1 rRNA gene is annotated in these 629 nt (G+C 51.2%); it reads left to right on the forward strand.

Annotated elements, in window-relative coordinates:
* Nucleotides 1-178 precede the first annotated feature (178 nt).
* A 16S ribosomal RNA gene (locus ACCD00_RS30730) occupies nt 179-629 on the forward strand; the annotation flags it as partial.

The raw sequence follows: 629 nt of genomic DNA on the forward strand, positions 1-629 counted from the left end.
GAAAGATCTTAACCAACCGCTCTTTAACAACTGAATCAAGCAATTCGTGTGGGTGCTTGTGGAGTCAGACTGCTAGTCAACAGATTATCAGCATCACAAGTTACTCCGCGAGAAATCAAAGATGTAACCAACGATTGCTGAGCCAAGTTTAGGGTTTTCTCAAAACCCAAAGATGTTTGAACTGAAGAGTTTGATCATGGCTCAGATTGAACGCTGGCGGCAGGCCTAACACATGCAAGTCGAGCGGATGACGGGAGCTTGCTCCCGAATTCAGCGGCGGACGGGTGAGTAATGCCTAGGAATCTGCCTGGTAGTGGGGGACAACGTCTCGAAAGGGACGCTAATACCGCATACGTCCTACGGGAGAAAGCAGGGGACCTTCGGGCCTTGCGCTATCAGATGAGCCTAGGTCGGATTAGCTAGTTGGTGAGGTAATGGCTCACCAAGGCGACGATCCGTAACTGGTCTGAGAGGATGATCAGTCACACTGGAACTGAGACACGGTCCAGACTCCTACGGGAGGCAGCAGTGGGGAATATTGGACAATGGGCGAAAGCCTGATCCAGCCATGCCGCGTGTGTGAAGAAGGTCTTCGGATTGTAAAGCACTTTAAGTTGGGAGGAAGGGCA

The sequence above is a fragment of the Pseudomonas sp. Pseusp3 genome, from assembly GCF_047304225.1.
GTDB lineage: Bacteria > Pseudomonadota > Gammaproteobacteria > Pseudomonadales > Pseudomonadaceae > Aquipseudomonas > Aquipseudomonas fluorescens_CD.